Annotated in this window: 21 protein-coding genes; 2 read left to right on the top strand and 19 right to left on the bottom strand. The window is 71.6% G+C overall.

The genetic code is table 11. The features are described from left to right. Nucleotides 1-115: 115 nt before the first annotated feature. The 9 genes from ACIBM5_RS04690 to ACIBM5_RS04650 form a co-directional block, all read right to left on the bottom strand. Nucleotides 116-757 (bottom strand): histidine phosphatase family protein, encoded by a 642-nt coding sequence (locus ACIBM5_RS04690; protein ID WP_396005732.1) that lies wholly within the window; start codon nt 755-757, stop codon nt 116-118. Further along, nucleotides 754-1167: a ribosome silencing factor gene (gene rsfS, locus ACIBM5_RS04685; protein ID WP_020549744.1), complete on the bottom strand. Its 414-nt coding sequence runs from the start codon at nt 1165-1167 to the stop codon at nt 754-756. Before rsfS ends, ACIBM5_RS04690 begins: the two co-directional genes overlap by 4 nt. A 190-nt stretch (nt 1168-1357) precedes the next feature. Continuing rightward, on the bottom strand, nt 1358-3466 hold the full coding sequence (locus ACIBM5_RS04680; RefSeq protein ID WP_396005379.1) for a LytR C-terminal domain-containing protein: 2109 nt from the start codon (nt 3464-3466) through the stop codon (nt 1358-1360). Next, a complete protein-coding gene (nadD, locus tag ACIBM5_RS04675; RefSeq protein ID WP_391582881.1) occupies nt 3463-4065 on the bottom strand; it encodes a nicotinate-nucleotide adenylyltransferase in 603 nt (200 codons plus the stop codon). Before nadD ends, ACIBM5_RS04680 begins: the two co-directional genes overlap by 4 nt. Before the next feature lie 21 nt (nt 4066-4086). After that, entirely contained in the window at nt 4087-4920 is an 834-nt protein-coding gene (locus ACIBM5_RS04670; protein WP_396005378.1) for a carbohydrate ABC transporter permease, read from the bottom strand. Continuing rightward, a complete protein-coding gene (locus ACIBM5_RS04665) occupies nt 4917-5849 on the bottom strand; it encodes a carbohydrate ABC transporter permease (RefSeq protein WP_396005377.1) in 933 nt (310 codons plus the stop codon). Before ACIBM5_RS04665 ends, ACIBM5_RS04670 begins: the two co-directional genes overlap by 4 nt. Beyond that, nucleotides 5846-7132, bottom strand: a complete 1287-nt coding sequence (locus tag ACIBM5_RS04660) for an extracellular solute-binding protein (protein ID WP_396005376.1) — start codon at nt 7130-7132, stop codon at nt 5846-5848. Before ACIBM5_RS04660 ends, ACIBM5_RS04665 begins: the two co-directional genes overlap by 4 nt. Before the next feature lie 83 nt (nt 7133-7215). After that, on the bottom strand, nt 7216-8613 hold the full coding sequence (locus ACIBM5_RS04655; RefSeq protein ID WP_396005375.1) for a TerD family protein: 1398 nt from the start codon (nt 8611-8613) through the stop codon (nt 7216-7218). Between the two features lie 140 nt (nt 8614-8753). Then, complete coding sequence (locus ACIBM5_RS04650) at nt 8754-8903, bottom strand: hypothetical protein (RefSeq protein ID WP_020549751.1); 150 nt, start codon at nt 8901-8903, stop codon at nt 8754-8756. 262 nt (nt 8904-9165) lie between these two features. On the opposite strand from ACIBM5_RS04650, the gene ACIBM5_RS04645 reads away from it, so the two are divergent. Beyond that, nucleotides 9166-10227, top strand: a complete 1062-nt coding sequence (locus ACIBM5_RS04645; protein ID WP_396005374.1) for a M48 family metallopeptidase — start codon at nt 9166-9168, stop codon at nt 10225-10227. 7 nt (nt 10228-10234) lie between these two features. Here the strand turns inward: ACIBM5_RS04645 and ACIBM5_RS04640 are convergent, their stop codons facing one another. From ACIBM5_RS04640 to ACIBM5_RS04630, 3 genes are all read right to left on the bottom strand, one after another. After that, entirely contained in the window at nt 10235-11284 is a 1050-nt protein-coding gene (locus ACIBM5_RS04640) for a hypothetical protein (protein ID WP_396005373.1), read from the bottom strand. Nucleotides 11285-11346: 62 nt separating this feature from the next. Further along, nucleotides 11347-11913: a hypothetical protein gene (locus tag ACIBM5_RS04635; RefSeq protein ID WP_396005372.1), complete on the bottom strand. Its 567-nt coding sequence runs from the start codon at nt 11911-11913 to the stop codon at nt 11347-11349. A gap of 214 nt (nt 11914-12127) precedes the next feature. Next, the gene (locus ACIBM5_RS04630) at nt 12128-13570 is read right to left on the bottom strand and encodes a glutamate-5-semialdehyde dehydrogenase (RefSeq protein WP_396005371.1); all 1443 of its coding nucleotides are present in this window, start codon (nt 13568-13570) and stop codon (nt 12128-12130) included. Between ACIBM5_RS04630 and ACIBM5_RS04625 the strand changes: the two genes are divergently transcribed. Next, nucleotides 13518-15068 carry a fatty acyl-CoA synthetase gene (locus tag ACIBM5_RS04625; protein ID WP_396005370.1) on the top strand — a complete coding sequence of 517 codons (1551 nt, stop codon included), beginning with the start codon at nt 13518-13520 and terminating at the stop codon, nt 15066-15068. The two genes, ACIBM5_RS04630 and ACIBM5_RS04625, sit on opposite strands and share 53 nt — an antisense overlap. A 220-nt stretch (nt 15069-15288) precedes the next feature. Here the strand turns inward: ACIBM5_RS04625 and ACIBM5_RS04620 are convergent, their stop codons facing one another. The 7 genes from ACIBM5_RS04620 to rplU all read right to left on the bottom strand — a co-directional run bounded on the left by ACIBM5_RS04620 (nt 15289) and on the right by rplU (nt 22790). Beyond that, the gene (locus ACIBM5_RS04620) at nt 15289-17028 is read right to left on the bottom strand and encodes an ABC transporter ATP-binding protein (RefSeq protein ID WP_396005369.1); all 1740 of its coding nucleotides are present in this window, start codon (nt 17026-17028) and stop codon (nt 15289-15291) included. Continuing rightward, nucleotides 17025-18791 (bottom strand): ABC transporter transmembrane domain-containing protein, encoded by a 1767-nt coding sequence (locus ACIBM5_RS04615; RefSeq protein ID WP_396005368.1) that lies wholly within the window; start codon nt 18789-18791, stop codon nt 17025-17027. Before ACIBM5_RS04615 ends, ACIBM5_RS04620 begins: the two co-directional genes overlap by 4 nt. A 174-nt stretch (nt 18792-18965) precedes the next feature. Next, the gene (locus tag ACIBM5_RS04610; RefSeq protein ID WP_391582893.1) at nt 18966-19370 is read right to left on the bottom strand and encodes a hypothetical protein; all 405 of its coding nucleotides are present in this window, start codon (nt 19368-19370) and stop codon (nt 18966-18968) included. Nucleotides 19371-19415: 45 nt separating this feature from the next. After that, nucleotides 19416-20519, bottom strand: coding sequence for a glutamate 5-kinase (gene proB, locus ACIBM5_RS04605; RefSeq protein WP_391583080.1), 1104 nt, complete (start codon nt 20517-20519; stop codon nt 19416-19418). A gap of 136 nt (nt 20520-20655) precedes the next feature. Further along, the gene (gene obgE, locus ACIBM5_RS04600; RefSeq protein WP_391582894.1) at nt 20656-22098 is read right to left on the bottom strand and encodes a GTPase ObgE; all 1443 of its coding nucleotides are present in this window, start codon (nt 22096-22098) and stop codon (nt 20656-20658) included. A gap of 111 nt (nt 22099-22209) precedes the next feature. Further along, nucleotides 22210-22464, bottom strand: a complete 255-nt coding sequence (gene rpmA / locus ACIBM5_RS04595) for a 50S ribosomal protein L27 (protein ID WP_020550744.1) — start codon at nt 22462-22464, stop codon at nt 22210-22212. Between the two features lie 11 nt (nt 22465-22475). Continuing rightward, nucleotides 22476-22790, bottom strand: a complete 315-nt coding sequence (rplU, locus tag ACIBM5_RS04590; RefSeq protein ID WP_026218258.1) for a 50S ribosomal protein L21 — start codon at nt 22788-22790, stop codon at nt 22476-22478. Nucleotides 22791-22878: the final 88 nt, after the last annotated feature.

The following is a 22878-nucleotide window of genomic DNA, read 5'->3' as shown; positions in this document are numbered from 1 at the left end:
GGCGCCGGACGACGAAAACGATCCCGGAGTCGAGGGAAGCGGCCCCATCGGGGCGCCCTCGACTCCGGGATCGTTCTCGTCCGCGACCGGATCGGTCGTCCTCGTCGCGGCCGGCTCAGACGTCGTCGCCGATGACCGGCTCGGGCAGGGTGCCGGCGTTGTGCTCCAGGAGCCGCCATCCGCGCGCCCCGGGGCCGAGCACCGACCAGCAGCAGTTGGACAGCGCGCCCAGCGCGCTCCAGGTCTCCCGGGGCAGGCCCAGCATCGCGCCGAGTCCGCAGCGAATCGCGCCGCCGTGCGAGACGACCACGAGCGTGCCGTCCTCCGGCAGCTTCTCCACCGCGAGCCCGATCGCCTCGGCCATCCGCTCGGCGACCTCGCTCTCCAACTCGCCGCCGCCGCGCCGCACCGGTTCACCGCGCCGCCAGGCGGCGAACTGCTCGGGGAAGGTCTCCTCGATCTCCCGGTTGGTCAGCCCCTGCCACTCCCCCGCGTACGTCTCGCGCAGCGCGGGATCCAGGATGACCGGGACGTCGACCAGCCGGGCGAGTTCGGCGGCGGTGTCCACCGCGCGGGTCAGGTCGGACGCCACGATCGCGTCCGGACGCAGCGCCGCGAGCAGCCGGGCCGAGCGCCGGGCCTGGGCCAGCCCCTCGTCGGTCAGCGGGATGTCGGTCTGCCCCTGGAAGCGCCGCTCGACGTTCCACGTGGTCTGGCCGTGCCGCCACAGCAGGACACGGCGCCCCTTCCCGCTCAGAGCGCGCCCTCCGCCGCCTCCGCGGCCTTGGCCTGCTCGTTGCCCAGCCGCACCGATTCGGGCAGCTCGATGCGCGGGCAGTCCTTCCACAACTTCTCGAGCGAGTAGTAGGCCCGCTCCTCGGCGTGCTGGACGTGCACCACGATGTCGATGTAGTCGAGGAGGATCCAGCGCCCTTCGCGCTCACCCTCGCGACGGACCGGCTTGGCGCCGAGCCCGCGCAACGCTTCCTCGACCTCGTCCATGATCGCCTTGACCTGGCGGTCGTTGGACGCGGAGGCGAGCACGAACACGTCGGTGATCGTGACGACCTCGCTCACGTCGTAGGCGACGACGTCGGTGGCGAGCTTCTCTGCACATGCCACGGCAGCCGCGGTGGCGAGCTCCAGGGCGTGGGGGGTTGCGGTCACGATTCGCTTCCTGCGGACGACAAGGGGATTACCGTTCAGGGTCTCACACGCGGGGCGTGCGACGGCCACTCGTTATTCGCGCGTTCCCGACCGACGCCCGTTCGCGGACCCCGGTGTCGACCGCCGCCGACCCGCCGCGGCGAAGTGCGGCCGACCCCGAACCGGTGTCCGGGGTCGGCCGCACCCGTGGCTAGGGCTTGTTCGGGGTGTAGTCCTGCCCGAGCGTGACCACCACGTCGGCGAGCATCTCGCCGGTGGCCTTCTTCACCGCGGTCGGTGGCAGGCGCAGGGTCAGCGCGACCTGGTCCGCGTCGCCCTTGCGGGCGTCGTCGGCGTACTGCACGGTCGACGCCGGCTGGGTGCGCTTGCCCGCGGCACCACCCGGGACGTACGTGACGCCCGCATTGAGCAACCGCACGTTCGCGTCCTGCTGGGCGCCGGTCTTGCCGCTCGCGTCCTCCACCATCACCCGGACCGGTCCCGCCGCGACCTTGCCCTGGCGTACCGTGCCGCCGAGCAGCTCGCGCACGATCGGCACCGCCGCCGGGCCGTCCAGGATGCCCTCCGGGGACACCGGGAGCGCCCGGACCTGCAATTGCTTCGCCTGGGTGGCCTTGGCCAGATTCGCCAGCAGCACGCTGAGCTTGTCGTCCGGCAACGAGGGGTCGGGCAGGTTGGCCATGTTGGCGAGCAGCGTCAGGATCGCGTCCGGCTGAGTCGGGAACGAGGCCAGCAGGCCCTGGAGGACCCGGCCGAACCGATCGCCGACCACCGCGGGCGCCTCGTTGGGCTGCTTGTAGGTGGCGAAGGCCAGCGCCGCGACGCCGTTCGCGGGATTACGGCCCTGCCCGACCAGCACCTTGCCGTCCGGGCCCTTGACCTCGACGTCGGCGTTGAGCTGGATACCGCCCGCCAGGTCGACCAACCCCTGCAGGACCGGTTCGGAGATCACCCACGAGCCGTCCAGCTTGACGCCGAGCAGGTCGGAAAGTGCATCCCGGGACGCCCCCGGGCCCTCCTCGGCCATCAGCCGGCCGAGCGGGAACGAGTTGTTGTCGGAGTTGACGACCACGACCGAGGACACGCTGACCATGGACGCGGTGTTCTTCGCCGGGTCGACGGTGAGCAGCGCGTTGGCCGAAGCCTGGCCGTCCTTGGCGCGCAGTTGCACCAGCACGCCGCCGTTCTTGCCGGGCGCGGCGACCGCCTTCTCCTCACGGATCCAGGTGTCCCAGGCGAAGTAGCCCCCGACGCCGAGCAGGGCCACCGCGAGCACCACCGTGAGCGCGATCAGTCGCTGCCGGATCGCCCGGCGCTTCTCGTCCCGGCGCTCGGAGCGGGTCTCGGCGAACGACAGCCAGTCGATCACGTCCTCGGCCTGCTCGCTCTCGTCGTCGACGAACGCGAACTCGTCCGAGCCGTAGCCGGGTCGGCCCGGCCGCCCCGGTCCGGGCCGCCGTGCCCTGGGCGCCGGCACCCGGCCGTCCTCGGTCGACGACCCGGACCTGCCGCCGGACCCGGGTCCGGATCCGGACCCTGCCTCGGCCGAACCCGGTGCCGAGGACGTCGGCGCCGAAGCCCCGGAGGCCGCGGACCGCGAACGGTCGGATCGTGAACGGGTCGGCCCGGCCGGCGGGCGAACCGGGATGGAGCCCGCCGCGATCCCGGTCGAGGCCGGATCCGCACCGGCCGCCGGCAGCGGCCCGGCGGGCGCGGGCCGACTCGCCGGCACCTGCGGGGCGGGCGGCTGCTCGTAGTGGGCGGCGGGCTGCTGCGGTTCGTAGTAGCCCTGGGCCGGCTCCGGGTACCCGGTCGCGCCCTGCTGCGGGTCCGGGTAGCCGCCCCGGCCGCCCTGCTGCGGAAACTCCGGGGCGGCATAGGCGGTCGGGTCGTAGCCGCCCTGACCGGCGCCGCCGTAGCCGTTCGGGTCGTACGTCCCGGCGCCTTGGTCGTACCCGTTCGGGTCGTAGCCGCCGGACGGATGGGCCCCGGACCGATAGGCGTTCGGGTCGTACGCGTTCGGGTCGTAGCCGCCCTGGCCATACGCGTTCGGGTCGTACGAGTACTGCTGCGGGGTGAAGCTCACCGGGTCGAGCCCGTCCGGCCCCGGCTGCCCGGGCTGCACCGGCTGCCCGTCGTACGGCGGGTAGCCGCCGTCCGGACCGTACGAGCCGTACCCGGGCTGCCCCTGTGCCTGCGCGCCGTCGCCTCGCCCGGTGTCGTAAGGCTCCTGCGCCTGTCCGCCGTCCCCTCGCTCGGTGCCGTAAGGCTCCCACTCGCGCCGGTCGTCGTTGCTCACGAAGCTCCCCGGTACAGCCGCCGCTTGCTGATGTATTGGACGACCCCGTCCGGCACCAGGTACCAGACCGGATCACCCCCGGCCACCCTTGCACGGATGTCGGTCGACGAGATGGCCAGTGCGGGGACCTCCACCAGGCTCACGCCGCCGTCCGGGAAACCCGGGTCGGACAGAGTGTGCCCCGGACGGGTGCAACCCACGAAATGCGCCAGCTCGAACATCTCGTGCGCGTTGTGCCAGGAAAAGATCTGGGACAGCGCGTCGGCGCCGGTGATGAAGAATATTTCGGTCCCCTCGGGCGAGGACTCGCGCAGGTCGCGCAGTGTGTCGAGGGTGTACGTCTCGCCCGCGCGGTCGATGTCCACCCGGCTCACCGAGAAGGTCGGGTTGGACGCGGTGGCGATCACCGTCATCAGGTAGCGGTCCTCGGGCGAGGACACGTCCTCCGCGGACTTCTGCCACGGCCGCCCGGTCGGCACGAACACCACCTCGTCGAGCCCGAACTGGCCCGCCACCTCGCTCGCGGCGACGAGGTGTCCGTGGTGGATGGGATCGAAGGTGCCGCCCATGACACCGACACGTCTGTTCCGCTCGCTCATGGCGCGAGAATCTATCGGTCCCTACTCCTTGACCGCGCCCGAGGTGATGCCCGCAACGATCCGCTTCTGGAAAACCAGCACCAGGGCGACCACCGGAATGCTCACCACGACCGACGCCGCGGCGATCGCCGCGGTGGGCTGCTGGAACTGCGAGGCACCGGTGAAGAAGGCCAGTGCGGCGGGCACCGTACGCGAGCTGTTGGTCGAGGTCAGCGACACCGAGAAGACGAAGTCGTTCCACGCGAAGAAGAACACCAGGATCGCGGTGGTCACCACGGCGGGCACCGCCATCGGCGCGATCACGTAGCGAAACGCCTGCCATGCGGACGCGCCGTCGATCCGCGCGGCGTCCTCCAGGGCCCACGGGATCTGTTTGAAGAACGAGGTCAGGGTCCAGATCGACAGCGGCATGGTGAAGGACAGATACGGCAGGATCAGCCCGATCCAGGTGTCGAACAGGCCGATGCGGCGCCACATGTCGAACAGCGGACCGACCACCGCGATGGTCGGGAACATCGCGATCGCCAGCGCGCCGAGCAGGATCAGCTTCTTGCCCGGGAACTCCATCCGCACGATCGCGTACGCGGTGCCGGTCGCGCAGGCGACCGCGATCACCGTGGCGATCACCGAGATGCCGATCGAGTTGCGCAGCGCGTCGGTGAACAGGTCGTTCTTGAAGACGGTCCGGTAGTTGTCCCAACTCCAGGTGCTGGGCAGGAACTTCGCGTTGTTGATGTCGTCGCCGCCCTTGAACGACAACGACACCATCCAGGCCAGCGGAAGCACGGTGATCGCGATCACCAGGACGCTGACCAGGACACGGGCGCCCTCCCGGGCCGGGCTGGGCTGACTCACGCGGGACTCCCGAGCTTGCTCACGTCGGTACGGAAGAGCTTGATGAACAGGAACGCGATCAGCAGCACGCAGGCGAACAACAGCACCGAGATCGCCGAACCCAGACCCAGCGCGGTGCGGCTGACCAGTTGCCGGTAGGCCAGGAAGGACACCGTCTCGGTGTCGTTGGCGCCGCCGGTCATCACGAACACCGAGTCGAAGATCCGGAACGCGTCCATCGTGCGAAACAGCAGCGCGACCAGGATGGCCTGCTTCATGATCGGCAGGGTGACCCGGGTGAGCCGCTGCCACGGGCCCGCGCCGTCCACCCGCGCCGCCTCGTGCACGTCCGGGGAGACCTGGATGAGCCCACCGAGCAGCAGCAGCGACATGAACGGCGTGGTCTTCCAGATCTCCGAGAGGGCGATCACGAACAGCGCCGACCAGCGGTGGTCGAACCACGCGATGTCGGTGCCGAACCAGGCGTTGACGAACCCGGTGGACGGATCGAACGCGTAGCGCCAGGCGTAGGCGGAGACCACGGTGACGATGCCGTACGGGATCAGCACGATCGTGCGCAGGGTGCGGCGCAGGTGCAACGCGCGCTGCATCAACTGGGCGAGCCCGAGACCGATCACGAACTCCACCGACACGGTGGCCACGGTCAGCGCCAGCGTGGTCCACACGTCGGTCCACCACAGCGGGTCCTTGAGCACCACCCAGTAGTTGGACAGACCCGCGAACGAGTTCGCGTCCGGTGTGGTCAGCCGCTTGTGGAAGAGCGAGAGCCAACCCGCGTCGACCAGCGGCGCGATCGCGACCAGGATCATGATCGCCACGGCGGGCGCGGAGAGCAGCCACCCGGTGCGCCGCATCCGCTGGGCGTGGTCGAGCTGCTTGCGGGGCTTCTTGTGCCGAGGCGCGGCGTCGGCCGTGGATACCGTGCTCACAGCAGCACCTTGTCGTGCAGGACCCCGGTGATCAGGTCGTCGGTCTCGCGCGGGGCGGTGTTCGGGTCGACGTCCGCGGGCGGGTGGTACATGCGCTGTACGGACGCGGAGACGTCGTTGTAGTACGGGGTGCGCGGGCGCGGGCCGGCCTGCTCGAGCGATTCCTTGATCAGATCGGCCATCGGCAACGCCTCGCGCACTCGCGGGTCGTCGTAGGCGGCGGCCTTGGCCGTGGTCTCCTTGGACTCCAGCATGTAGGTGATCTGGTTCTCCAGCGTGCCCGCGCAGCGCACCGCGCTCACCGCCGCCGCGCTGTGCCTGCCGTACTTGCTGACGCCCAGCGCGATGCCGCCGAAGGGTGGCTTGGAGGCCTTGCCGACGTCGGTCTGCGGGTAGCGCGCCCAGCCGTAGTCGTCGAGCACCTCGCGTGCGAGTTGACCGTCGGCCACCGCCTCGACCGCGGCGCCGCGTGCGTACGTCCAGTTGACCATGAAGCCGCCGGAGCCGGACTGGAACGTGGTCCGGGTGTCGTCCTCGATCGAGGTGGCCAGGTTGGGCGGCGCGGCGGACGAGCGGCCGAGTCGGCGCATGATCTCGGCGGCCCGCTTGCCCGCACCACCCTCCTGGAGCGTGGCCTCGAGGTCGACGCCCTTCTCCACGTCCCGCACGATCGCGCCGCCGGCTCCGGTGACCAGGCCGTTGACCCAGACGGTGATGCCCTCGTAGCGCTTGGCGGGCACCGCGAGGGTCTTGTGCGTCTTCTCGGCGGCGCTGATCACCTCGTCCCAGCCGACCGGCCGGCTCAGGTCGAGCCCGGCTGACGCGGCCACCGACTTGCGGTACCACAGCAGTTGGGTGTTCGCCCGGAACGGCGCGGCGACCAGTCGATTGCGCCAGCCCGAGGACTCCACCGCGCTGCTCAGCATGCCCTCGGTGAGCGCCGCGGCCTCGGCCGGATCGAACGGGCGCAGGAAGCCCGCCTCGGCGAACTCCGGTACGAAGACCGGGTCGAGCGCCATCACGTCGATCGAGGAGTCCTTGGCGGCCAGGCGCCGCACCAACTGCTCACGCTGCCCGGACGCGTCGGTGGGCAACACCGAGACCTTGACCCGATAAGCCCCGCCGGACGCCCGGCTGCACCGGTCCGCGAGCTTTTGGTAGGCCCCGTTGTCCGGTGGCACGTACCAATTGAGCACCGGTGGGCCCGAACTGCCGCCTCCGCACCCGACGACGGAGGCGACGAGTGCGAGCGCGACGGCCCAGAGCCCGCGACGACGCAGCATGTGGTTCACCGGGTCAGCAGATCAAGCAAACCACCCTTGTCGCTTTATTTACCCCCAACGGTGGCGTGTCGACGCCGGTGGGCTCAGCCGGCGACGGGGGTCAGGGACCAGTCGCCGTCGGCTTCGAGTTCGATCAGGCACGGGCCCTTGGGCAGGATCGACTCGCCCTCGTAGTCGCCGATCGCGTTGGCCAGGGTGCCCAGGTAGGCCTCGTCGCCGCCGTGTTCGGCGAAGGTGCCGACGATGAAGTTGCTGACGCCCGCGTGGGTCATCGCGAGCACCGTGCGCGGGCCGGTCCAGCGCACCGTCTCCGGGCCGCTGCCGGTCAGCCGGTCGGTCAACACCCGGGCCGCCTCGGGAGCGAGCAGTCGCACGGTCCACTCGCCGTCGGCCTCGATCTTCAGCCGCGAGGTGTGGCCGCCGCGTTCGTCCACCAGGGCCCGGCCCCGGTAGGCGCCGATCGCGTTGGCCAGCAGCTTGTCCGTCTCCAGGTCGGCATCCAGCGTCCACACCACGAAGTTGTCGCTGCCACGGGCCTCCAACTCGACCAGGAAGGGGCCGACTTCGACCGGACGAGTAATCGAGAGCACCTTGTCACCGCGACCGTCGTACACGGCGGCGGGAGCGGACGGCTCCTCGACGGCGGCGGGTGCGGGCTCCGGCTCCGGCTCCGGCTCCGGCTCCGGCTCCGGCTCCGGCCCGCGCGTCGGTTCCGAGTCGGACGTCGGTTCCCGGTCCGCCTCCGCACCCGGTTTCGCACCCGATGCCGCCGGTGCCGTCGCCGCGGCTGATTCCGCACCCGATGCCGTCTCCGGCGCCAACTCCGACGGCGCGGCCGGCTCGGCGTCGCGCTCCGCGGCGATCGGCTCGGCGGGCTCGGGATTCGCCTGCGGCTCGGCGTGCCCGGCCGTCGCGTCCGGACCGGCCACGTCCGGCCTCGCGATCGCCGGCGACGGGCGCACCGGCTCCGCGTCGGCCGGTATCGCCGCCACGATCAACGTCTGCTCGGGATCCCCGCCCAGGTCGCGGACGAGCTCCCCCACGCCGGCCTCGTAGCCCTGCCCGACCGCGCCGAACCGCCAGCCGTCCCGCCGATACACCTCGGCCAGGATCAGCGCACGTTCGCGGGTCAGGTCCGCCACCGGGAGCACGAAGCGTCCGATCTCGCCGTCGGCGCCCGACAGGCGGATCAGTGACCCGGCGCCGAATCCGGGCGCCTGCGCGCCGATCGCGAACACCAGGCGGTCCACCGCGTCGTCCACGGCGGACAGGTCCACATGGAACTCAGCCGTTCCGGCGCCGCCCGCCACCAGCGCGACCGCGCTCGTCAGCGACGCGGGCCGGGCCGTACAGACCACGTCCAGATCCGCCGTGCCCAGGCTGAAGCAGTACGCGGCCAGGCCCTCGCCCGAGACCTCGAACTCCACCCCGATGGCCGAATCGTCCAGCTTCGTCTTCTCGCCCATGGCGAATGTGCGCATCGCGTCCTCCCCCGGCCGCCCCTGATCTGGCGTCACCTTAACGCGCACGGCAAAGTGCCGGGACGGCAAAGGGCCGCCTCGGCCGGCGGGGGAAGGAATCGACGAACCGGACGCCCGCGCCCGGCCTCGGCAACGGGTGCTCAGCGGTCCTTGTTGTACCGCGTCACCACGAACAGCAGGACGAGGAGCACGGCCAGCGCACCGATGCCGGCGCCCAGCGGGTTCAGGTTGTCGTGCTTGCCGCTCTCGCCGGCCAGCGTGGTCAGGACGGTCGTCGCGTGCTGGGTCATCCGTGGTCAGCCCTTGCGTAGTTTTTGCCGACGTGTGCGCACGACATCGTACGGGCGCACACAACGAATCGCGCGTCCAGGCCCCGCCCCCACCACGGCCGACCCGACCACGCCACCTCACCCACCCCGGCGCGTCGGCACCCCCGACCCTCGCGCCCGAACTCACACACCCCAACTGCCGCCCGACTCCCCGTGACTCGGATGGTCCGCGTTGACGGGCCCTACTGTGGGAGGCACGTTGGTCGAGGCAAGGGGGCACGGAATGCCGGACGACAAGACGATCGAGGCCTTCGAGGGGCGCAGGCGCTTCCCCGGGATCTCCTCCCGGGCGTACGAACATCCCGCCGACCGCACCGCGCTGGTGGCGATGCGCCGGCTCAGCGGGTTCGACACGGTGCTCAAGCAGATGTCGGGCATGGTGTCCGAACGGGCCATCCGGCTCGCCTTCCTCGCGGGCTCGGTGCGCACGAGCGAGCAGCAGTTCCGCCGGTTGCACGAGATGGTCCGCGAAGCCGCGTACATCCTGGACCTGCCCGCCGTGCCCGAGCTGTACGTCAGCATGGACCCGCAGCCGAACGCGATGGCGATCGGCATGGACAGGCCGTTCATCGTGGTCACCTCGGGCCTGGTCGAGTTGCTCGACGACGACGAGATGCGCACGGTGATCGGGCACGAGACCGGGCACATCCTGTCCGGGCACGCGGTGTACCGCACGATGTTGTTGATCCTGACCCGGTTCGCCTCCGCGCTGTCCGGGATCCCGCTCGGTTCGCTGGGTGTGCACGCGATCATCACCGCGCTGCAGGAGTGGTTCCGCAAGTCCGAACTGTCCTGCGACCGCGCCGGTCTCCTGGTCGGCCAGGACCCCGAGGTGTCGATGCGCGCGCTGATGAAGGTGGCGGGCGGCTCGCAATTGCACGAGATGAGCACGGACGCGTTCCTGGAGCAGGCCGCCGAGTACGAGGGCGCCGGCGACCTGCGCGACAGCGTGCTCAAGTTGATGAACCTGCTCGGGCGTTCGCACCCGTTCCCGGTGGTCCGGGTGGCCGAACTGCGCAAGTGGGCGGACGGCGGGGAGTACGCACGGATCATCGCGGGCGAGTATCCGCGTCGCGCGGACGACCCGAACGCGTCGGTGCGCGAGGAGGCCAAGGCCTCGGCGAGCGCCTACCGCGAATCGGTACGCACCACCACCGACCCGCTGTTCGGGCTGCTGCGCGACCTCGCCGACGGCGCGGCGGACGCGGGCGGCAAGCTCCGCGACAGGTTCGCCGGGCGCCGCGAGGAACCGGGGGCGACCTCGACGAACGGCGGCGGCGCCTGACCGGTCGTCAGGGCGGGCCCGCCAACCGGGCGCACGTGCCGGTCGGGGCCGAGCGGAACGGATCCACCTGCTCGGCCGCCGGCGGCGCGTCGCTCGGTGCCGGGCCGGTGAAGGCCGGCCGGAACCAGACCGAGGAATCCGCGTCGCACGCCTGCGGCCCGGCCAGGGTGACGATCCGGCGGACCTGGAGCAGCCCGTCGCGCAACATCGCCGGGTCCAGGTGGAAGTCCCACACCCGGTGCAGCACGAATCGGGTCCAGCCCGGCCCGCCGACCTGGGCGACCGCGTACACGAACACCACGTCGGCGGTGATCACCAGGTCGGTGCGCGCGTGCTCGGCGACCGCGAGCGTGCCCGCGACCTTCACCGGCGCGTCCAGGACCTTGACCGCGGCCGGATCGAATCGGGTGATCCACCCGGTGGGCGCCGACGTGTCGTCGTCGCGCGGAGCGATCAGCGCCGCCTCGAGTTGATCGCGCTGCTCCGATCGCAACAGCGGCAGTGCGGCCCACGGTCGGCCACCCGCGAGCACGGCCGGGTCGAGCTGGGTGCCGACCACGAACTCGCGCACCAGGTCCAGGGCTTGGCCGACCCGGGTGGCGGAGAAGTGTGCGGTCGCACGGCGTTCGCCCACGACGATCCCAGCGGCGCCCTGTGCCCAGCCGGCGGCCGGACCGCCCGCCATCGGATCCGCGGGCAGCGCACCCGTCGCATAACCCACCGGGGGCAGCAGCGAGACCCGGTGCAGCACCGCCGGGCCGATCTCCACCCGCGGGCCGGGCGCGGCGGCCCGCCGCGCGCCCAGATAGCTCGCACCGCCGATCACCAGCAGCACGAGCAACGCGCCCAGCGCGCCGCGCAGCGTGCGCACCCGTACGCCGAACACCCGACGCTGCCGATGCGGACGCTTGCCTCCGTGCAGTCGTTCCCGCGCCGACGGCTCGTGCAGTCCCGCGGCACGCACGAAGGTCGCGTCGAATACGACGGCGCTGAACTCGTCCTCGCCGTCGGGCCCACCCCGGTTCGGGCCTTCGGGGGGCACTCCCCGTCCGGACATACACCCAGCCTAAGTCGCCCACGAGCGGGTGGATATGCACCCGGGGACGGGGTTGCGCCCGGTCAGCCGGGCCCCGAACGGGCCGAACCGGGCAGCGACGGGGCCGGTACGGACCGGTCCGTCCCACCGGGGTCCGCGGGCGGCACGGTGACCAGCACCTGGGACGTGTCCTGCCCCGGAAGCGGCGCGAACACCGGGTTGTTGTCGGTCGTCGCACTCCGGCCCGAGCCCACCGAGGGCTGCCGGGGCGTGGTGGGGCCCTGGGAGGATCCGCTGCGGTAGAACGCGGTCACCGCAATCGCCACCACACCGACGCCCATCAGCAGCGCCAGCACCCAGGCCACCCCGCGCCGCCAGCGAGTGGACCGCGCGGATCGGGTCCACGGCTCGCTCGCGAACCAGGTGGGCACGTCCGCCGACAGCGGCGCGTGGTCGTGCCCGGACAGGGTCCGGGCCCGCCACGGGTCCTCGCCGTCCGCCGGATACCCGTCGTCGAACCAGTCGGAACGATCGGCCTGTTCGGCCTTCTTGTCGGTCCGCTCGGGCGCGGCCGGGGTGGGTGTCGGCGCAGCATCGATCGCCGCGCCACGCTCGTTCGCCGAGGGCTCGTGCACGCGGGCGGCGCGCACGAACGACTCGTCGAAAACGACGGAGGAGAGCTCATCCTCCGAGAACTCGGGAAAGTCTGGGCCGTCCGGGAACTCTGGCCCTGGTGATTCGGGCACTCCTAGACAGTATTACCGCAGGCGCCCGGATGGGTACCGATTCATCGCACCGGTCGAGCGCCCGAGCACGATCCGGGCCGATCGCGGGCCCGCCGACCCCGGTCCCGGCGCTCCCGGATCAGGCACGCACATGACCGTCGCCGGTGACCACGTACTTCGTGCTGGTCAGCTCGGGCAGACCCATCGGCCCGCGGGCGTGCAGCTTCTGCGTCGAGATGCCGATCTCCGCACCGAAGCCGAACTGGCCGCCGTCGGTGAACCGGGTCGACGCGTTGACCATGACGGCGGTCGAGTCCACCAGGCTGACGAACTCGCGGGCCGCGGCCTGCGACGTGGTCACGATCGCCTCGGTGTGGCCGGAGCTGTGCCGACGGATGTGTGCGACCGCGTCGTGCAGCGAGGGCACCACGGCGGCGGCGATGTCATAGGAGAGGTATTCGGTGTCCCAGTCGGCGTCCGTGGCGGGCACCACGTCGGCCGAGAACGCCTGCACCGCGGCGTCGCCGTGCACGGTCACGCCCGCGTCCTTCAGGGCGGCCAGCGCGAGCGGCACGAAGGCGTCCGCCACGTCCCGGTGCACGAGCAGCGTCTCGGCCGAGTTGCACACGCTGACCCGGTGCGCCTTGGAGTTGACCAGGATGTTCACCGCCATCTCCAGGTCGGTCCGCGCATCGACGTAGACGTGGCAGTTGCCGACGCCGGTCTCGATCACCGGCACGGTCGAACCCTCGACCACGGTGCGGATCAGACCGGCCCCGCCGCGCGGGATCAGCACGTCCACCAGGCCGCGCGCGGTCATCAGTTCCTTCACCGAGTCGTGCGTCTCGCCCGGCACCAGCTGGATCGCGTCGGCGGGCAGGCCGGCCGCGACGATCGCGTCGCGCATCACCGCGACGAGCGCGGTGTTCGAGCGGTAGGCCGACGAGGAGCCGCGCAGCAGCACCGCGTTGCCCGACTTCAGGCACAGCGCGGCGCCGTCCACCGTGACGTTGGGACGGGCCTCGTAGATGATCCCGACCACGCCGAGCGGCACCCGCACCTGGCGCAGCTCCAGACCGTTGGGCAGGGTCGAGCCGCGCAGCACCTCGCCGACCGGGTCCGGCAGGCCGACCACGTCGCGCACGTCCGAGGCGATCGCGGCGATCCGCTCGTCGGTCAGGGTCAGCCGGTCGATCATCGCCTCGCCGGTGCCGTCGGCGCGGGCCCGCTCGACGTCCTCCGTGTTGGCGAGGACGATCTCGGCCGAACGGGCCACGAGGGCGTCGGCGAGCGCGAGGAGCGCGTCGTCCTTGGCCCGGCGGGACAGTGGCGCGAGGACGGCGGCGGCCTCCCGGGCGCGACGGGCGGTGTCGAGGACTGCGGAGGCTTCGCTGCTGGTCATGTGGGCAAGCCTACCTAGCCGGATCGGTGGTCGACACGAGGATTTCGGCGGGTGAGACGCTTCCCCCCGGCGGCCGTGCCGGACACAATGACGCCTCCATGTGCTGCACAGAGGCAAGGAGCCATCCGTGACCGCTGTACAGGCCCGCCGGCACGGCGTCGCCGACCTGCTCGCGCGCACCGCCGCCCGGCTGCCGAACCGGCTCGCGATCGTGGCCGACGACCTGCGACAGACCTTCGCCGAGTTCGACGCCGCGGTATCGGCCGCGGCCGGTGCGCTCGCCGCGCGCGGCATCGGCAAGGGCGACCGGGTCGTGCTGCTCTCCCGCAATTCGCACGGCTTCGCGGTCGCCTACTTCGCGCTGGCCCGGCTCGGCGCGATCTCCGTCCCGGTCAACTTCATGCTCACCGCGCCCGAGGTGGGCTACGTCCTGGAGCACGCGGGCGCCCGCGCCGTCCTGGCCGGTCCCGAGCTGACCGACACCGCCGACGCCGCACTGGCCGGCCGCGAGGCGCTGCGGGTGGTGTTCGGCCCGGCCGTCCCGGGCTGGGAGCCGTTCGCAACGCTGCTCGCCGAGGGCGGCCCGGTACCCGATCTCGACCTGGACGACGACGATCCGGTGCAGATCATGTACACCTCCGGCACCGAGTCCCGGCCCAAGGGCGCGGTGATGACCAGCCGCAACCTGATCGCGCAGTACGCGACCGCGATCATCGACGGCGGGATGGCCGCGGACGACGTGGAGATCCACGCGCTGCCGCTCTACCACTGCGCGCAGCTGCACTGCTTCCTGACGCCGGACGTCTACCTGGGCGCGACCTCGATCATCCTGCCCGCGCCGGACCCGGCCACGCTGCTCGCCACCGTCGAGCACGAGCGGGTGACCAAGTTGTTCTGCCCGCCCACGGTGTGGATCGCGCTGCTGCGCCATCCCGACTTCGACACGCGGGACCTGTCCAGTCTGCGCAAGGGCTACTACGGCGCGGCCGCGATGCCGGTCGAGGTGCTGGCGGAACTGCGGCGCCGGCTACCGCAGTTGCGGCTGTACAACTTCTACGGCCAGACCGAGATGTCGCCGGTCGCCACCATCCTGGGCCCGGAGGAGCAGGAGCGGAAGGCCGGCTCGGCCGGACGCGCGGGGCTGAACGTGCAGACCATCGTGGTCGACGAGCAGGACCGGCCGGTGCCGTCCGGCGTGGTCGGCGAGATCGTGCACCGGGGCCCACACACGATGCTGGGCTACTGGAACGACCCCGAGCGCACCGCCGAGGCGTTCCGCGGCGGCTGGTTCCACAGCGGTGACCTGGGCGTGCTCGACGACGAGGGCTACCTCACGGTGGTGGACCGCAAGAAGGACATGGTCAAGACCGGTGGCGAAAACGTCGCGGGCCGCGAGGTCGAGGAGGTCATCCACGCCCACCCCGCCGTCGCCGAGGCCGCCGTCTTCGGCGTCCCGCACCCGTACTGGATCGAGGCCGTCACCGCGGTGGTCGTCCCGAAGCCCGGCGAAAAGATCACCCCGGAACAACTGACCGAACACTGCCGATCCCACCTCGCCGGCTTCAAGGTCCCCAAGTACGTGGTCCTGACCGACGCCCTCCCCAAAAACCCGAGCGGCAAAATCCTCAAACGCCGACTCCGCGAAGAACACGCATCCCTGGCCACCAAAAACCCCTGACCCACCCACAAACGCCGGCCGAGCAACCCAACAGCCCGGCCGGCGCTTGAGGCCAAGCAGCCCCGCCGGCGCTTGAGGCGAATCAGCCCGGCCGGCGCTTGAGGCCACCTCGGCCGAAGGCCGGGTCCAACAGCCCGGCCGGCGCATGAGGCCAAGCAGCCCCGCCGGCGCTTGAGGCCAAATCAGCCCCGCCGGCGAATGAGGCGAACCCACCATCGGCTCACCCGTGCCAGGACCGCCAGAGCGCAGCATAGGCACCGTCGGCCGCAATCAACTCCCGATGACTGCCGAGTTCGGTGATCCGCCCGTCCTCCACCACCGCAACCCGATCCGCGTCGTGCGCCGTATACAACCGGTGCGCGATCGCAATCACCGTCCGCCCCGAGATGACCGCACCCAACGACCGCTCCAGATGCCGCGCCGCCCGCGGATCGATCAGCGAGGTGGCCTCATCCAGCACGAGCGTGTGCGGATCGGCCAGCACCAGCCGGGCCAGCGCCAGCTGTTGCGCCTGCGGCGCGGTCAACTCGTGCTCCTTGGGCCCGACTCGGGTGTCCACGCCGGCAGGCAATGCCGCCACCCAGTCCGCGTCGACCGCCCGCAACGCATCCCGCATCTCGTCGTCGGAGGCGTCCTCGCGGGCCAGCAGCAGGTTGTCCCGCAGTGTGCCCCGGAAGACGTGGTGCTCCTGCGTCACCAGCGCGACCCGGCCGCGCAACTCGTCCAGCGGCAGACCGACCAGTGGCACCCCGCCCACCGTCACGCTCCCGGACGTGGGCGCGTTGACCCCCGCCAGCAGCCGCCCCAGCGTGGACTTCCCGGCCCCGCTGGGGCCCACCACGGCGATCCGCTCCCCCGGCCGGATGGTCAGGTCGATGCCGTGCAGCACCTCGCGACCCGTCGCATAGGCGAACCGCACATCGCGCACGGTCAACGTCTCGTCCACCGGCTCGGCGTCGGTCGGCTCGCGGTCGGAGGGCACGTCGGCCACGCCCAGCAGCCGGGCCAGCGAGGCCGCCGAGATCTGCACCTCGTCCAGCCAGTTCAGCAACTCGTCCATCGGCCCGATGATCAACTGCACGTACAGCACCGCGGTCGCCACCTCGCCGAGCGTGGCCCACCCGTGCAGATACGCCCATCCGCCGAAGGCAGTGGTGGCCACCACCGGCAGCACGTAGCCGAAGTCGACCGTCGGGAACCAGATCGTGCGCAACCACAGCGTGTACCGCTCGGCCGCATACGCCTGCGCGACGTCCTCGTCGCCACGCCGCCGGCGCCGGTCCGCCAGCCGCAGCGCCTCGACCGTGCGCGCCCCCTCGACCGTCTCCGCCAGCGAGTCGGTCACCTGCGCCCACGCCGCGTTCTCGCGCAGGTAGCCGGCCGGCGCGCGGCGCAGGTACCAGTACGTGATCGGCACCAGCAGCGGCAGCGTGATCAGCAGTGGCAGCGCCAGCAGCGGATTGAGCAGCAGCAGTCCGGCGAAGGTGAGCACGATCGTCACCACGGCGACCAGCACGGACGGCACCGCCCGCCGGGCCGACCGGGACATCGCGGCCACGTCGCGGTTCGCCCGCCCGAGCAGGTCGCCGGAGCCGGCCCGCTCGACGGTGGACAGCGGCAGGTCCAGAATCCGGTCCACGAACTCCTCGCGGACCTGCGCGAGCAGTCCCTCGCCCAGCCGCGCGGCGGCCACCGCGGCCTGCCGCACGATCAGCGCCTGGAGCAACAGCGCACCGGCGATGCCCAGGCCGAGCAGGTCGATCGTGCGGGTCGGGCTGTCCGCGCGGACCTTCTCGATCAACACCCCGAGCAACCGCGGCGCAACCAGACCGGCCACCGCGGCGAGCGCGTAGAACAGGACGGTCAGGATCAGATCGCGGCGCCGCTCGCGCAACAGTCGCACGGCGTGCCGGCCGACCTCGGCAGCCGGCGCGATCGGGAGCAGTTCCCGCGCGCTCACGCGACCTCCTCGCTTTCGTGACCCTTGTCGTCGTTGTCGTCGTCGTCGTCGCCTTCGTCGTCCCGGTCGTCCTCGTCGACCCGGGTGACCAGCGCGGCGTACCGCGGCTCGGTCGCCAGCAGTTCGCGGTGCGGACCGACCGCCATGACCTTGCCGTCCTCGACGTAGGCGACCTCGTCCATGGTGTCCAGCACGAGCGGACTCGTGGTGGCGACCACCGTGGTGCGGCCTCGCCGGTGTGCGGCGAGCCGGGCGGCGATCCGCGCCTCGGTGTGCGCGTCCACCGCGCTGGTGGGTTCGATCAGCACCAACGTCTGCGGGTCGGCGACCAACGCCCGGACCAGGCGCAGGCGTTGCACCTGCCCGCCGGAGAACTCCCGGCCGCGTGCCGCGATCTCGGTGTCCAGCCCCTCGTCCAGCGCGTCGATCACGTCGTCGGCGCAGGCCACCTCGACCGCCGTCGCCAGATCGCCCGTTCCGCCGCCGCCCGGCGTCAGTTCGCGGCGCAGCGGCCCGGAGAACAGCCCGGCGTCGTGATGCCCGACCAGGATCCGCTCCCGCACGTCGGCGAGCGCGAGGTCGGCGAGCCGTACGTCGGCGTAGAGCACGTCGGCCTCCTGGTAGCGCCCGAGCCGATCGGCCAGCGCAGGTGCCTCCTGCGGGTCCTCACAGGCGATCCCGAGCAGCACACCGGGCCGGACGAGCAGGCCCGAGCGCCGGTCCACCAGGTCTCCCGGCGGCGGCCACGCGACCGGCTCGGCGGTCTCCGTCACTTCCGGCTCCAGGGCGAGCACGCGCGTCACCCGCCGGGCCGCGACATGGCCGCGCACCACCCGGTCGGCGAACTCGGTGATGGTGGACAGCGGCACGGTCAGGAACGCCGCGTAGCCGTAGAAGGACACCATCTGACCGATCGTCAACCGGCCGTCCAGGGCGAACCGGGCGGCCAGCCAGGTACCGAATGCGACGAAGAAGCCCGGCACCAGGAACTGGGCGGCCTCCAGCAGGGATTCGACCCGGGCGGTGCGTACGCCGGCCGCCCGCAGCTGTTGCGACTCGCGCCGGTAGCGGGCGCCGAACGTGCGCTCACCGCCGATCCCGCGCAGCACCCGCAGGCCGGAGGCGATGTCCACGGCCCGATCGGCCAGGCCGGTCTGCAGGTCGCGGTAGGCGTTCTGGCGCCGGTGCAGCGGACGCAGCAGCAGCGAGACCAGGCCCATCAGCAGCGGCACGCCGATCAGGACGAGCAGGCCCAGCGGCACCGACATGTTCAGCAGCACCACCGCGACCACACCGAGCGTGACGACCGATGCGCAGCCGCGGGCGGTGATGTCGAGCACGCCGCCGATCGCGTCCACGTCCGAGGTGCCCACACCGACCACCTCGCCGGAGGCGATCCGGTGCTGGAGGGCGGCCCCGAGCCGGGACGAGTGCCGGGTGACCAGTTGGATCGTGCGGAACGCGCCGTCCAGGAAGTTGGCGACCGCGTTGCGGTGTCGCATGATCCCGGTGAAGCCGATCAGGATCGCGATGCCCAGCAGCGCGCCGGACCACCCGAGCAGTCCCTGCTCGTCGCGCGCCTCGATCGCGTCGATCGCCCGGCCGACCGCGGCGGGCATCAGGGCCTGCGCGACCATCCAGATCGACGCCCACAGGATGCCCATGGTGATCGTCCGGCGGCAACGAGCGGCGAGCCAGATCAGGTATCGGCCCGCCGACCGGATATCGGGATCGCCGGGGTCGGCGACGGGAAACGTACGCATTGTTCCGCGACGCTAACGCGCGAGAGTTTTTCGGGCCACGCATTATTCGCCCACACCGGGCGCACGACCGGCGCCGATCGGCTCGCCGGCGGCGCGGCGGCGGCCGCGGACCGAGGCCGCCGACGAGGCGCGGTGCCAACCGCCGCGGCCCCCGCCAAGGCTCGCCGGGAGAGCCTAGAAGGGCTGCACCCGGCCCGGTTGCACCGGCAGCGGAGCCGGTGCGCCGGCCCGCTTCTGGTACGTCGGGCGGTCCACCACCTCCAGCCCGATGAGTTCCCACGGCGGCAGTCCCGCGCTCTGCCGATGCTCGCCCCACAATCGCAGCGCGATCGCCGCGGCGTCGTGCAGGTTGGGCGCCTCCTCCCAGTACCGCACCTCGGCGTGGTCGGCCGCGTAGCGTCCGGCGAGCAGGAAGGGGTGTTCGTGGGCGAGTCGTTCCAGCGCGCGCCGCACGTCCTCGGGGTCACCCGGCTTGCCGGCGAGGGTCAGCGTGATGTGCCACATCCGGCCCGCGTCCTCGTGCTCGACCCGCGCCGTCGTATTCGGCTGTCCCCAGGGGCGTTCCCCACGCTCCGGCACGGCCGGCCTCCCGTCGGCGAGCTGCTGATCTTCGGTGGTCGTCGCTCAGCGGCGCAGCAGCACCAGGTCGTCGCGGTGGACGACCTCGCGCTCGTAGGCCGGACCCAACTCCCGAGCCAACTCTCGAGTCGATCGCCCGAACAGGCCCGGCAGTTCCTTCGCATCAAAGTTGACCAGTCCGCGGGCCACGATGTGACCGTTTTCGTCAACCAGGTCCACCGGATCGCCGGCGACGAAACCGCCCTGGACACCGGTGATCCCGGCGGGCAGCAGCGAGCTGTGTCGCTCGACCACGGCCCGGACCGCGCCCGGATCCAGCGTGAGCCGACCGCGCGCGGTGCTTGCGTGGGCCAGCCACAGGAGTCGGTCGGCGGTGCGAACTCCGGTGCGGTGGAAGAGGGTTCCGGTGTCCTTGCCGGCCAACGCGTCGGACGCGAAGCGGGCCGCGGTGAGCACCACGGGGATGCCCGCCGAGGTCGCGATGCCCGCCGCCTCGACCTTGGTGACCATGCCGCCGGTACCCAGGCCGGCCTTGCCCGCCTTGCCGATCTCGATGCCTTCGAGATCCTGCGGTCCGGCCACGAACGGGACCCGGGCCGAACTCGGCTTCGCCGGGTCGCCGTTGTAGAGCCCGTCCACATCGGAGAGCAGCACGAGCAGATCGGCGTGCACGACGTGCGCGACCAGCGCGGCGAGCCGGTCGTTGTCGCCGAACCGGATCTCCTCGGTGGCCACCGTGTCGTTCTCGTTGACCACCGGCACCGCGCCCATCGCGAGCAGCTTGTCCAGCGTGTTGTAGGCGTTGCGGTAGTGCGCGCGGCGGGTGACGTCGTCCACGGTCAGCAGCACCTGGCCGACCCGCAGGCCGTACCGGGCGAACGACGCGGTGTAGCGGGCCACCAGCAGCCCCTGACCCACGCTCGCCGCGGCCTGCTGGGTGGCCAGGTCGCGCGGTCGGCGCGGCAGGCCCAACGGGGCCAGCCCGGCGGCGATCGCACCGGAGGAGACCAGTACGACCTGGACCCCCTCGGCCCGCTTGGCCGCTATCACGTCCACGAGCGCGTCGACGCGGTCCGCGTCCAGGCCCCCCTGCGCGGTCGTCAACGAGGACGAACCGACCTTGACCACGATGCGGCGCGCGGAGGTCACGTCCTCGCGCGCCGCGTCGTCCCCAGTGAGCACTTCAGGCCCCGCCTTCCCTGTTCGAAAAGCATCCGGCGCTCGAAAGCGTCCGGAGTCACCCAAAAACGTCGGGAATCACCGTCGTGCGCGCAGCACCCGTCGCTCAGGAGTCCGAGAAGGGGTCGAACTCCTCGTACTGCGACTCGATCGCGTCGCGCTCGCGTCGGCGGTCCACCGCCGGGCGGTGCGTCTGCAGACGGTGGTCCTCGCCGCGGCGACCCAGCATCTCGGCGCCGGCCGCCACGGTGGGCTCCCAGTCGAAGACCACACCGTTGACGTCGTCGCCGATGACGACCTCGGCCCCGGGAACGGCGCCGGCCGACCACAGCGCCTCCTCGACGCCGAGCCGGGCGAGCCGGTCGGCCAGGTAGCCCACCGCCTCGTCGTTGCTGAAGTCGGTCTGGCGCACCCAGCGTTCGGGCTTGGTCCCGCGCACGATGAACGCCTCGTCGCGCCGGGTGACGGTGAAGCCGCTGTCGTCCACGGCGGTCGGCCGCAGCACGATCCGGGTCGCCTCGGGCGCCGGCGCGGCGTCGCGCGCACCCTGCACCTGGGCGGCCATCGCGAAGGACAACTCGCGCAGGCCGGCCCGGCTGACCGCGGAGACCGCGAACACCTGGAGCCCGCGCGCCTCCAACTCGGCCTTGACCATGTCCGCCAGATCGTTGCCGTCCGGCACGTCGATCTTGTTCAGCGCGACCATCCGCGGCCTGTCCTCCAGGCCGCCGTACGCCTTCAGCTCGGCCTCGATCGTGTCCAGGTCGCTGATCGGGTCGCGGCCGGGCTCCAGCGTCGCGCAGTCGAGCACGTGCACGAGCGCCTTGCAGCGCTCGACGTGCCGCAGGAACTCCAGGCCCAGGCCCTTGCCCTCGCTCGCGCCGGGAATCAGGCCGGGCACGTCGGCGACGGTGTAGACCACGTCGCCGGCGGTGACCACGCCCAGGTTCGGCACCAGCGTGGTGAAGGGGTAGTCGGCGATCTTGGGCCGGGCGGCACTGAGCGTGGCGATCAGCGAGGACTTGCCGGCGCTCGGATAGCCCACGAGCGCGACGTCCGCGACGGTCTTGAGTTCCAGGACGAAGTCGCCGGCCTCGCCGGGCTCGCCGAGCAGCGCGAAGCCGGGGGCCTTGCGGCGCGGGGAGGCCAGTGCCGCGTTGCCGAGGCCGCCGCGACCGCCCTGGGCGATCACGTAGCTGGCGCCGTTGCCGACCAGGTCCTCGACGAATTCCTCGTCGCCGTTGGGCAGCAGTCGCTTGACCACCGTGCCGTCCGGCACCGGGAGGATCACGTCCGCGCCGTTGGGGCCGGTCCGGTTGGCGCCCGCGCCGGGCTTGCCGTTGGTGGCCTTGCGGTGCGGGTGGTGGTGGTATTCGAGCAGCGTGGTGGTGTTGGCGTCCACGACCAGCGTGACGTCGCCGCCGCGGCCGCCGTTGCCGCCGTCGGGGCCGCCGAGCGGCTTGAACTTCTCACGGTGGACGGAGGCCACGCCGTGGCCCCCGTTACCCGCCGCGACATGCAGCACGACGCGGTCGACGAAGGTCGTCACGTGGATTCCTCCTCGGCTCCCCGAGCGGGGAGCGAAACACTGTGGACAAACACCCGAGGGCGGACCGCATGGGGTCCGCCCTCGGGTGTCAAAGCGAATGCCGCGGCGTGCTTATTCCGCCGGGACGATGTTCACGACGCGGCGACCGCGCGCGGTGCCGAACTGCACGGCACCGGCCGACAGCGCGAACAGCGTGTCGTCGCCACCGCGGCCGACGTTGGTGCCGGGGTGGAAGTGCGTGCCCCGCTGGCGGACGATGATCTCGCCGGCGTTGACGACCTGGCCGCCGAAGCGCTTGACGCCGAGGCGCTGAGCGTTCGAGTCACGGCCGTTCCGGGTGGAAGATGCACCCTTCTTGTGTGCCATGTCGCTTCTCCCTACTTCCCGGAGTTGATGCCGGTGATCTTCAGCTGGGTGTGCTGCTGGCGGTGACCCATGCGCTTGCGGTAACCGGTCTTGTTCTTGTACTTCAGAATGTCGATCTTCTTGCCCTTGGTGTGATCGACGACCTCGGCCGTCACCTTCACACCCGCGAGGACCCACGGGTCACTCGTCACGGCTTCACCGTCTACGACGAGGATGGCCTGGAGCTCAACTGCCGAACCGGCCGCACCGCGAATGCGGTCGACCTGGACGACGTCACCGACGGCAACCTTGTGCTGCCTGCCACCGGCGCGAACGATCGCGTACACCGTGGATCTCTCTCTCTGCAGGGTCCGAGCCCCTGAAGCCAGCCACACCGAACAGAAATCGGGGGCCTCCTCCGAAGCTTGCGTTCCG

The sequence above is a fragment of the Embleya sp. NPDC050493 genome, from assembly GCF_044458105.1.
Taxonomy (GTDB): Bacteria; Actinomycetota; Actinomycetes; order Streptomycetales; family Streptomycetaceae; genus Embleya.
The sequence above is the reverse complement of the archived record's forward strand: the minus strand, read 5'-3'. Positions and strand labels throughout refer to the sequence as shown.

What these genes read in the sequence shown, in the direction of transcription:
- nadD (WP_391582881.1), bottom strand. Translation starts at nt 4,065, where the DNA reads ATGAGCGAGCGGAACAGACGTGTCGGTGTCATGGGCGGCACCTTCGAT.
- ACIBM5_RS04660 (WP_396005376.1), bottom strand. Translation starts at nt 7,132, where the DNA reads ATGCTGCGTCGTCGCGGGCTCTGGGCCGTCGCGCTCGCACTCGTCGCC.
- ACIBM5_RS04655 (WP_396005375.1), bottom strand. Translation starts at nt 8,613, where the DNA reads ATGCGCACATTCGCCATGGGCGAGAAGACGAAGCTGGACGATTCGGCC.
- ACIBM5_RS04650 (WP_020549751.1), bottom strand. Translation starts at nt 8,903, where the DNA reads ATGACCCAGCACGCGACGACCGTCCTGACCACGCTGGCCGGCGAGAGC.
- ACIBM5_RS04645 (WP_396005374.1), top strand. Translation starts at nt 9,166, where the DNA reads ATGCCGGACGACAAGACGATCGAGGCCTTCGAGGGGCGCAGGCGCTTC.
- ACIBM5_RS04640 (WP_396005373.1), bottom strand. Translation starts at nt 11,284, where the DNA reads ATGTCCGGACGGGGAGTGCCCCCCGAAGGCCCGAACCGGGGTGGGCCC.
- ACIBM5_RS04615 (WP_396005368.1), bottom strand. Translation starts at nt 18,791, where the DNA reads ATGCGTACGTTTCCCGTCGCCGACCCCGGCGATCCCGATATCCGGTCG.
- rpmA (WP_020550744.1), bottom strand. Translation starts at nt 22,464, where the DNA reads ATGGCACACAAGAAGGGTGCATCTTCCACCCGGAACGGCCGTGACTCG.